Origin of the sequence: Micromonospora sp. KC213 (assembly GCF_004348325.1) — a bacterium.
Taxonomy (GTDB): Bacteria; Actinomycetota; Actinomycetes; order Mycobacteriales; family Micromonosporaceae; genus Micromonospora.
The window spans coordinates 1-10,059 of sequence record NZ_SMKF01000196.1 but is presented as its reverse complement, the minus strand read 5'-3'; the positions used below and the strand labels follow the sequence as shown (position 1 = coordinate 10,059).

General features: G+C 73.4%; 9 protein-coding genes. 8 read left to right on the top strand and 1 reads right to left on the bottom strand.

The features are described 5' to 3' along the window. The first annotated feature begins 183 nt into the window (after nt 1–183). The 8 genes from E1166_RS26675 to E1166_RS26640 all read left to right on the top strand — a co-directional run bounded on the left by E1166_RS26675 (nt 184) and on the right by E1166_RS26640 (nt 9,643). Nucleotides 184–963 (top strand): electron transfer flavoprotein subunit beta/FixA family protein, encoded by a 780-nt coding sequence (locus tag E1166_RS26675; RefSeq protein WP_132342692.1) that lies wholly within the window; start codon nt 184–186, stop codon nt 961–963. 11 nt (nt 964–974) lie between these two features. Further along, nucleotides 975–1,934: an electron transfer flavoprotein subunit alpha/FixB family protein gene (locus E1166_RS26670; RefSeq protein ID WP_132342691.1), complete on the top strand. Its 960-nt coding sequence runs from the start codon at nt 975–977 to the stop codon at nt 1,932–1,934. Between the two features lie 169 nt (nt 1,935–2,103). Beyond that, nucleotides 2,104–4,806 (top strand): HAD-IC family P-type ATPase, encoded by a 2,703-nt coding sequence (locus E1166_RS26665; protein ID WP_132342690.1) that lies wholly within the window; start codon nt 2,104–2,106, stop codon nt 4,804–4,806. Nucleotides 4,807–4,872: 66 nt separating this feature from the next. Continuing rightward, complete coding sequence (locus E1166_RS26660) at nt 4,873–6,048, top strand: cysteine desulfurase family protein (protein ID WP_132342689.1); 1,176 nt, start codon at nt 4,873–4,875, stop codon at nt 6,046–6,048. Between the two features lie 60 nt (nt 6,049–6,108). After that, nucleotides 6,109–7,182, top strand: a complete 1,074-nt coding sequence (gene mnmA, locus E1166_RS26655; RefSeq protein WP_132342688.1) for a tRNA 2-thiouridine(34) synthase MnmA — start codon at nt 6,109–6,111, stop codon at nt 7,180–7,182. Between the two features lie 22 nt (nt 7,183–7,204). Beyond that, nucleotides 7,205–8,209 carry a methionine synthase gene (locus E1166_RS26650; RefSeq protein ID WP_132342687.1) on the top strand — a complete coding sequence of 335 codons (1,005 nt, stop codon included), beginning with the start codon at nt 7,205–7,207 and terminating at the stop codon, nt 8,207–8,209. A 97-nt stretch (nt 8,210–8,306) separates the two neighbouring features. Next, on the top strand, nt 8,307–8,603 hold the full coding sequence (locus E1166_RS31215; RefSeq protein ID WP_243710532.1) for a VOC family protein: 297 nt from the start codon (nt 8,307–8,309) through the stop codon (nt 8,601–8,603). 26 nt (nt 8,604–8,629) lie between these two features. Beyond that, a complete protein-coding gene (locus E1166_RS26640; RefSeq protein WP_132342686.1) occupies nt 8,630–9,643 on the top strand; it encodes an ADP-ribosylglycohydrolase family protein in 1,014 nt (337 codons plus the stop codon). Nucleotides 9,644–9,724: 81 nt separating this feature from the next. On the opposite strand, the gene E1166_RS26635 is transcribed toward E1166_RS26640, so the two are convergent. Beyond that, the coding region (locus E1166_RS26635; protein ID WP_132342685.1) for a type II toxin-antitoxin system PemK/MazF family toxin at nt 9,725–10,059 on the bottom strand (335 nt) is incomplete at its 5' end.

Here is a 10,059-nt window from a genome sequence, read left to right as displayed (position 1 = left end):
GGATGAGGGGGGTGAGCTGTGTCACTCTGGGGGGCCGGGGAGGGAATGCTACTGGCAGGTAACATTGCGGCCGTGGGTAAGTGCACCACAGCCCGCGGTTGACCGGGCGTCAACGGACGCGCGAGGCTGCGCCCGTGACCGGGCGAGCAGTCGCCACATCAACAGGAGGGTCGTCGAAACGCGATGAACATCGTCGTACTCGTCAAGCAGGTGCCCGATTCGGGCGCGGACCGCAACCTGCGTTCTGACGACAACACCGTCGACCGCGGTTCGGCGAACAACGTCATCAACGAGATGGACGAGTACGCCATCGAAGAGGCGTTGAAGATCAAGGAGGCGCACGGCGGCGAGGTCACCATCCTGACCATGGGTCCGGACCGGGCGACCGAGTCGATCCGCAAGGCGCTCTCCATGGGCCCGGACAAGGCCGTGCACGTGGTGGACGACGCTCTGCACGGTTCCTGCGCCGTGGCCACCTCCAAGGTGCTCGCCGCCGCCCTCGGGCAGCTCAACGCCGACCTGGTGCTCTGTGGCGCCGAGTCGACCGACGGCCGGGTCCAGGTCATGCCGCACATGCTCGCCGAGCGCCTCGGCGTCGCCGCGCTGACCGGCGCGCGCAAGCTCACCGTCGACGGCGCCACGCTGACCGTCGAGCGGCAGACCGAGGAGGGCTACGAGGTGGTCACCGCCTCGACCCCGGCCGTGGTCTCCGTCTGGGACACCATCAACGAGCCGCGCTACCCGTCCTTCAAGGGCATCATGGCCGCCAAGAAGAAGCCGGTGCAGACGCTCTCCCTGGCCGACCTCGGCGTCGCGCCGACCGAGGTGGGCTTCGACGGTGCGACCAGCGCCGTACTGGAGCACACCAAGCGCCCGCCGCGCTCCGGCGGTGTCAAGATCACCGACGAGGGCGAGGGCGGCGTCAAGCTGGTCGAGTTCCTCGCCACCGAGAAGTTCGTGTGAGAGGTCTGGACATGTCTGAGGTTCTCGTCGTCGTCGAAGCCACCCGGGAGTTCGGCGTCAAGAAGGTCACCCTGGAGATGCTCACCCTTGCCCGCGAGCTGGGCACCCCCGCCGCGGTGGTGCTTGGTGGCGCCGGTGCCGCCGAGGCGCTGAGCGCCAGGCTGGGCGAGTACGGCGCGGAGAAGATCTACGCCGCCGAGGGCGAGGAGATCGACGGCTATCTGGTGGCGCCCAAGGCGACCGTCGTGGCCGAACTGGTCAAGCGGGTGCAGCCGGCCGCCGTGCTGCTCGCCTCGTCCCAGGAGGGCAAGGAGATCGCCGCCCGCCTGGCCGTCAAGCTGGACAACGGCATCCTCACCGACGTGGTCGGGTTGGACGCCGACGGCACCGCGACCCAGGTCGCCTTCGCCGGCTCCACCATCGTCAAGTCCAAGGTCACCAGGGGGCTGCCGCTGGTCACCGTACGGCCCAACTCGGTCACCCCGGCCCCGTCTCCGGCCAGCCCGGCCGTCGAGCAGCTCACCGTGTCGGTCACCGACGCCGACAAGCTGGCCAGGGTCGTCGACCGGGTCGCCGAGCAGAAGGGCTCCCGCCCCGAGCTCACCGAGGCCGGCGTGGTCGTCTCCGGTGGCCGCGGTGTCGGCAACGCCGACAACTTCAAGTTGGTCGAGGAACTGGCCGACCTGCTCGGCGGTGCCGTCGGCGCCTCCCGCGCCGCGGTCGACTCCGGCTTCTACCCGCACCAGTTCCAGGTCGGTCAGACCGGTAAGACCGTCTCCCCGCAGCTCTACGTCGCGCTGGGCATCTCCGGTGCGATCCAGCACCGGGCCGGCATGCAGACCTCGAAGACCATCGTCGCCGTGAACAAGGACGGCGAGGCCCCGATCTTCGAGCTGGCCGACTTCGGCGTGGTGGGCGACCTGTTCAAGGTCGTACCGCAGGTTGCGGAGGAGATCCGCAAGCGCAAGTGAGCTGACCACCAGCCCCGACAAGGGCCGGGAACCGCCAGTCGGTTCCCGGCCCTCGTCGTGCGCCGGCCCGTCAATCAGACCGGAACGGTCCATCCCCTCCCGCCGAGCTGCGACGATGGCGAAGCACCCCCGCGCACCCCCGGATCGATGTCGGAACAAGGAGCGCGCCATGCCGGCCAGGCCCCCCGGAGGCGGTCATCACGCGTTGGCCGTGCACGAGGTCGTGCTGCTGTTGGAGACCGACACCATCCGTGGGTTGACCGACGACGAGGCCGCCGCCCGGCTGGCCCGGTTCGGACCGAACGTGCTGCCCGCGACGGCGCGTGGTGGCCCGCTGCGCCGGCTGCTCCGGCAGTTCCAGAACCCGTTGGTGTACATCCTGGTGGCGGCCGGCCTGGTCACTCTGCTGCTCGCCGAGTACGTCGACGCCGCGGTGATCTTCGGGGTGGTGGTGGTCAACGCCGCCGTCGGCTTCCTGCAGGAGTCCAAGGCCGAGGCGGCGCTGGACGCGCTGCGGGCGATGGTGCGAACCGAGGCGCGGGTGGTGCGGGGCGGCCGGCAGCGTCCGGTGCCCTCCGACGAGATCGTCCCCGGCGATCTGGTGCTGGTCGAGGCGGGTGAGAAGGTTCCCGCCGACCTGCGCCTGGCCCGCGCCGACGAACTGCGCGCGGACGAGTCGGCACTGACCGGAGAATCCCTGCCGGTACGCAAGGACGAGGTCGTCGTGCCGGATGAGGCGCCGGTGGCCGACCGGCGCAATGTGCTCTACTCGGGCACCCTGCTCACCGGCGGGTCCGGGGCGGGCATCGCGGTGGCGACCGGGGCGGAGACCGAACTGGGTCGCATCCACCGCCTGGTCGGCGGCGCGCAGGTCCTCGACACGCCGCTGACGGCGAAGCTGGCCCGCTTCAGCCGGGTGCTCACCGTGGCGATCCTGGTGCTCGCGGCGCTCACCTTCGGCGTCGGGCTCGTCCGTGGGGAACAGGCGGGGCAGACCTTCACCGCGGCGGTGGCCCTGGCGGTGGGGGCGATACCGGAGGGCCTGCCGGCGGCGGTGACCATCACGCTGGCGATCGGGGTGGCGCGGATGGCCCGTCGCCGGGCGGTGATCCGGCGGCTGCCGGCGGTGGAGACGCTGGGTAGCACGACGGTGATCTGCACCGACAAGACCGGCACCCTGACCGAGAACCAGATGACCGTGCAGGCGATCTGGACCGTCGGCGGCCGGTACGAGGTCAGCGGCGGCGGTTATACCCCGGTCGGGGAGATCAGCGACCCGGACGGGGGGCCGGCCCGTACCGGGGAGGACGGCCCGCTGCGCTGGTCGCTGCTGGCTGGCGTGGCCTGCAACGACGCCCGCCTCGAGGAGCGGGAGGGTCGATGGAGCGTACTCGGCGACCCGACCGAGGGGGCGATGCTGGTGGTGGGCGCCAAGGCCGGGCTGCGTGCGGAGCAGGTGGCCGAGGCGCTGCCCCGGTTGGCGGAGATCCCGTTCAGCTCGGAGCGGCAGTTCATGGCGACCCTGCACCACCGGCGCGACGGCGGGCGGGTGGTGCTCGTCAAGGGCGCGGTGGAGCGGGTGGTCGAGTGGTGCGGCGCGGCGCTCGACGCCGACGGCGGCACGGTCGCGCTGGACCGCTCCGCCGTGCTGACCGCTGCGGGGGAGTTGGCCGGCGAGGGGCTTCGGGTGCTGGCCACCGCGCTGCGTCGCGTCGACGGCGACGAGGAGCTGACGGAGGAGAAGCTCCCCGGCAACCTGGTCTTCACCGGGTTGCAGGCGATGCTCGACCCACCCCGGGCCGCCGCCGCCGAGGCGATCGAGTCGTGCCGGCGGGCCGGCATCGCGGTGAAGATGATCACCGGGGACCATCGGGCCACCGCGAGCGCCATCGCCGTACGCCTGGGTTTGCTGGCCGGCGAGCCGGGGCCGGGCGACGTGCTGAGCGGCGCGGGCCTGGCGGCGTTGTCCGACGCGGACCGTCCGGCCGCGGTGGCCCGCGCCTCGGTGTTCGCCCGGGTGTCTCCCGAGCAGAAGCTGCGGCTGGTGGAGGCGTTGCAGGCCGAGGGGCAGGTGGTGGCGATGACCGGCGACGGTGTCAACGACGCCCCGGCGCTGCGGCAGGCCGACATCGGGGTGGCGATGGGACGCAGCGGCACAGAGGTGGCCAAGGAGGCTTCCGACATGGTGCTCACCGACGACGACTTCGCCACCATCGAGTCGGCCGTGGAGGAGGGCCGCGGCGTCTTCGCCAACCTGACCAAGTTCATCACCTGGACGTTGCCCACCAACACCGGGGAGGGACTGGTCATCCTGGTCGCGGTCATGTTCGGTGCGGTGTTGCCGATCCTGCCCAGTCAGATCCTCTGGATCAACATGACGACCGCGGTGCTGCTGGGCCTGACGCTCGCCTTCGAGCCGAAGGAACCACGGATCATGGACCGTCCGCCCCGGGACCCGGCCCAGCCGCTGCTCACCACAGCTCTGGTGGTGCGCATCCTGTTGGTCTCCGCCCTGCTCGTGGCGGGCACCTGGTGGCTGTTCGAGTGGGAACTGGCCGCCGGGGCGGAGCTGGCGCAGGCCCGCACGACGGCGGTGAACCTGTTCGTCACGGTGCAGACGTTCTACCTGTTCAGCTGCCGGTCGCTGAGCCGCTCGCCGTGGCGGCTGGGGCTGTCGCGCAACCGCTGGCTCATCGGCGGGGTGCTGGCGCAGGCCCTCGCCCAGGCGGCGCTGACCTATCTTCCGGTGCTGAACACGCTGTTCCGGACGGCCCCGATCGGGGTCGACGCGTGGCTGCGCATCGTGGCCGTCGCGGTGGCGGTCTCCGCCGTGGTGGCATTGGACAAGCGGTTCGGCCGCCGGCTCGGTTGACCACCCGGGCGGCGGGCGTGGTCCGGCATCCGGCCCGGCGGTTCGTGGCCGTTACGCTGAACGGCGATGGCATACCTGGATCATGCGGCGACGACCCCGATGCTCGACGAGGCGTTGGCGGCGTACGTCGCCACGGCCCGTGAGGTCGGCAACGCGTCGTCACTGCACGCGGCGGGCCGGCGGGCGCGGCGGCGGGTGGAGGAGTCCCGCGAGCGGATCGCCGCCGCGTTGGGTGCCCGCCCCTCCGAGGTGGTGTTCACCGGGGGCGGCACCGAGAGCGACAACCTGGCGGTGAAGGGCATCTTCTGGGCCCGCCGCGACGTGGTGCCGGGGCGCTCCCGGGTCGTCTCCAGCGCGGTGGAACACCACGCCGTGCTCGACGCGGTGGACTGGCTCGCCGCCCATGAGGGCGCCGAGGTCGGCTGGCTGCCGGTCGACGGCGCCGGGCGGCTTGATCCGGACCGGCTCCGGGATGAGCTCGCCGCGCACGGCGACCGGGTCGCCCTGGTGACCGCCATGTGGGCCAACAACGAGGTGGGTACGGTCCAGCCGGTGGCCGAGTTGGCCGCGGTGGCGGCCGAGCACCGGGTGCCGTTCCACACCGACGCCATCCAGGCTGTCGGCCAGGTGCCGGTCGACTTCGCCGCCAGCGGCGTCTCGGCCCTGACCGTCACCGGCCACAAGCTCGGCGGACCGACCGGGGTCGGCGCGCTGCTGCTGGCCCGCGACGTGCCGGCCACCCCGTTGCTGCACGGCGGCGGGCAGGAACGGGACGTCCGCTCGGGCACCCTCGACACCGCCGGCATCGTCGCCTTCGCCGTCGCCGTGGAGGCCGCGGTCAAGGGCCAGCAGGAGTACGCGGCCCGGGTCGCCGCGCTCCGCGACGACCTGGTCCGGCGGGTGCGGGAGGCGGTGCCGGAGGTGATCTTCAACGGCGATCCGAGCGACCGGTTGCCGGGCAACGCGCACTTCTCCTTCCCGGGCTGCGAGGGGGACGCCCTGCTGCTCCTGCTCGATGCCCAGAACATCGCCTGTTCGACCGGCTCGGCCTGCTCGGCGGGGGTGGCGCAGCCGTCGCACGTGTTGATCGCGATGGGCGCGGACCACGACCGGGCCCGCTCCTCGCTGCGCTTCACCCTCGGCCACACCAGCACCGCCGCCGAGGTCGACGCCCTCATCGCGGCCCTGCCGACCGCCGTCGAGCGGGCCCGCCGCGCCGCCGCCCTCCGCGGACCCCGCTGACCACCCGGACGGTACGGCGGGTGGGGCGGGCTAGGCTCGAACGGTGAAGGGGGTGTGTCGGTGAGGGTTCTGGCGGCGATGTCGGGCGGGGTGGACTCCGCCGTGGCGGCGGCGCGGGCGGTGGAGGCCGGGTACGACGTGACCGGGGTGCACCTGGCGCTGGCCCGCAATCCGCAGACGTACCGCACCGGGGCGCGCGGCTGCTGCACCCTGGAGGATTCCCGCGACGCGCGACGCGCCGCCGACGTGATCGGCATCCCGTTCTACGTCTGGGACATGGCCGAACGGTTCCACGCCGACGTGGTGGACGACTTCGTCGCCGAGTACGCGGCCGGCCGTACCCCGAACCCGTGCCTGCGCTGCAACGAGAAGATCAAGTTCGCGGCGGTGCTGGACCGGGCCGTGGCCCTGGGCTTCGACGCGGTGGTCACCGGCCACCACGCCCGGCTCGGCCCCGACGGTCTGCTGCGCCGCAGCGTCGACCTCGCCAAGGACCAGTCGTACGTGCTGGCCGTGTTGACCCGCGAGCAGCTTGACCGGTCGATCTTCCCGCTCGGTGACGCCACCAAGGCGCAGGTGCGCGACGAGGCCGCCCGGCGCGGGCTGGCCGTGGCCGACAAGCCGGACTCGCACGACATCTGCTTCATCGCCGACGGCGACACCCGGGGCTTCCTCGCCGAGCGGCTGGGCGAGGCGCCCGGCGACGTGGTGGACGCCCTCACCGGCGCGGTTGTCGGCAGCCACCGCGGCGCGTACCAGTACACCGTTGGCCAGCGGCGCGGCCTGCACCTGGACCGGCCCGCCCCGGACGGCCGCCCCCGCTATGTGCTCTCGATCACCCCGACGACGAACACCGTGACGGTCGGCCCCGCCGAGGCGCTGGAGGTCTCCCAGGTGCGGGCGACCCGTCCGGTCTGGACCGGCGGCTCGCGCCCCACCGCCCCGATCGAGTGCGAGGTGCAGCTACGCGCCCACGGCGACGTGGTCCCGGCCGCCGTGACGCTGGAGGCGGACACCCTCCGCGCCGAGCTGCGCCGCCCGGTTCGCGGAGTCGCCGCCGGCCAGGCGATCGTCGCGTACCGGCCGGACCCCGCCGGGGACGTGGTGCTCGGCTCGGCCACCATCACCGGCTGACCCGAGCGGATACCCTTCAGCCGTGACTGATCAACCCTGGCCCTGGCCCGCCGGCGCCGCCACCGGGATCGGCTCGCTGCCCGGCACCGACATCGCCGAGGCGCAGCGGATCGTCTTCGGTGAGCTGCCCGCCCTGCCCCACCTGCCGGAACTGCCGGCCCGGGGTCCCGGCGCCGACCTGATCGGTCGGAGCGCGGGGCTGCTGGTCGAGCTGCCGGTGGAGCTGTACGCGGCGCGCTGGCGGATCGCCTCCCGGCCGGGGCGCGACCTGCGTCGAGCCCGTGACCTGATGGAACGCGACCTCGACCAGCTCGCCGAGCAGGCCGAGACGTACGACGGGCCGGTGAAGGTCCAGGCCGGCGGGCCGTTCACCCTCGCCGCCGCGCTGGAGCTGCCGCTCGGTGGACGGATGCTGGGCGACCCCGGAGCCGTACGCGACCTGGCCGGTTCGCTCGCCGAAGGGCTGCGCCGGCACGTCGAGGAGGTGGCCCGCCGGCTGCCCCGGGCGACGGTGCTGCTCCAACTGGACGAGCCGACCCTTCCGGCGGTGCTCGCCGGCCGGGTGCCCACCGAGAGCGGCTTCGGCACCCACCGTGCGGTCGGGTCCGAGGTGGCCCGCGGGCTGCTGCGCGACGTCGTCGAGGCGGCCGGAGTGCCGACCGTGGTGCACTGCTGCGCCCCGGACGTGCCGCTGGAGTTGATCCGTTCCGCCGGTGCGGTGGGGATCGCGCTGGACATCGCCCTGGTCACCGACCTCGACCCGCTCGGTGAGGCGATCGACGCCGGGCTCGGGCTGCTGGCCGGGGCCGCACCCGCGGTGGCGCCGCCGGCCGGCCGCGCGCCGACCTCGGCCCAGGTCGCCGACCGGGTACGCGCGCTCTGGGACCGCCTCGGCTTCCCTGCTCGGCGGCTCGCCGAGCAGGTGGTGGTCACCCCCGCCTGCGGCCTCGCCGGGGCCACCCCGGGGTACGCCCGGACGGTCCTGGCCGCCTGCCGGGACGCCGGCCGGCGACTGTCGGAGGACTGAGGTTTTCCGTCGTAGCCGGTGGGCAGAAGACCCGCATGATTGGACGGTTGCGTACGACGGTGATCGACCCCGCGCCCTAGCCGCCTTCTACGCCGAACTGCTCGGGCTGCCGCTGGTCGAGGAGGACAGCGACGGCGACGGCTGGGTGGTGCTCGGCCGCCCGCCCGGCCACCAGCCGCGGATCGCCTTCCAGAAGGCCGTCAACCTGCGCCCGCCGACCTGGCCGGATCCGGAACGGCCGCAGCAGCGCCACCTCGACGTCACCGTCGAGGACATCGAGGCGGCAGAACGGGCCGCGCTCGCCTTGGGCGCCCGCCGGCTGCCCGGCGAGGGAGAGGGCTTCCGGGTGTACGCCGACCCGGCCGGCCACCCGTTCTGCCTCTGCTGGGACTGACCGGTGGCGGGTTGCCGACGGCCGGCATGATCACGAACGTGATCGACTCCTCGCTCAGCCGCGCCTCCGGCTCGCTGTTCGGCCTCGCCTACGGTGACGCCCTCGGCAAGCCCACCGAGTTCCTGACCGTCGCCGAGATCCACCGCAGGTACGGCCCGACCGGCCCACGCGAACTGGCGGGCGACCCGGTGCTGGTCACCGACGACACGCAGATGGCCCTGGCGGTGGCGTGGGCGCTGCACGACGCGGACGCCCACACGCCGGAGACGGTAGAGCCGCTGATGCGGCGGCGGTTCCTCGACTGGGCGGCCAGCCCGGACAACAACCGGGCACCCGGCATGACCTGCCTGCGCGCCTGCGCCGAGCTGGCTTCGGGGCGTCCCTGGCAGGAGGCGGCCGTCGCCGGCTCGAAGGGCTGCGGCGCGAACATGCGGGTCACCCCGGTCGGGCTGCTCGACGTCGACCTGGACACCCTGGCCGGGCTGGCGCAACTCCAGGCCGGCCTGACCCACGGCCATCCCACCGGGCTGGCGGCCAGCGAGTTGACCGCGTACGCGGTGCGGCTGCTGCGCGACGGCGCGGGCCTGGCTGAGCTGCCCGCGCTGCTCACCGCGCGGGCCCGGGAACAGCGACAGGTGTACCGGGGTGACTGGCTCGGTGACCTCTGGCGACGCTTCGGTGCGGACTCGCCGTCGGGATTCATCGCCCAGGGTTGGGACGAGTGCCTGCACGCGCTGCGCCGGCTCGACGTCGCGCTCGACCGGCCCGACCACGGCGACGACCCCTGCGGGCACACCGGTGAGGGCTGGATTGCCGAGGAGGCCCTGGCCACGGCGCTGCTGTGCGCCCTGCGGCATCCGGACGACCCGGTCACCGCGATCGCCCGAGGTGCCACCACCGCCGGTGACTCCGACTCGATCGCCGCCCTGGCCGGTGCCTTCCTCGGCGCCGCCCACGGGACGGCCGCCTGGCCGGCGGACTGGGCCACCCGGATCGAGTACGCCGACCAGCTCGCCGCCCTCGGCGCGGCCTGGGACTGACCGGGGGTCGCCCAGCGTGGCCCGTCGGTGGTCATCCCACCAGGATCACCGGATCCGGGTGACCGCGGCAGGCCCACCCGGTCAGGCCGGGCTCCGCCGGCCGTGCAGTCGCCGTACCTGCCGCCACAGTTCCGGGTCGCAGGAGCCCGCGCGGCGGGAGAAGGTGGCCACCGGCACGGGTCGGGGCTCGGCGAGGTCCAGCCAGCTGTCGCGGTCGGCGTCCGGATCCCAGTCGCCGGTGGGGATGCGGACGTGGTCGTCCCGGCCGCTCTTGTCCTGGCTGGTGATCTTGAGCACCTCGGCGCTCTGGTCGTCGGCCCGCAACACCAGGCAGGGGCGCACCTTGCTGCCGCTGCCGTCGGCGTACGGGACGTCGGCCCACCAGATCTCGCCCGGTCGGGGCGTACCGGTGGGGG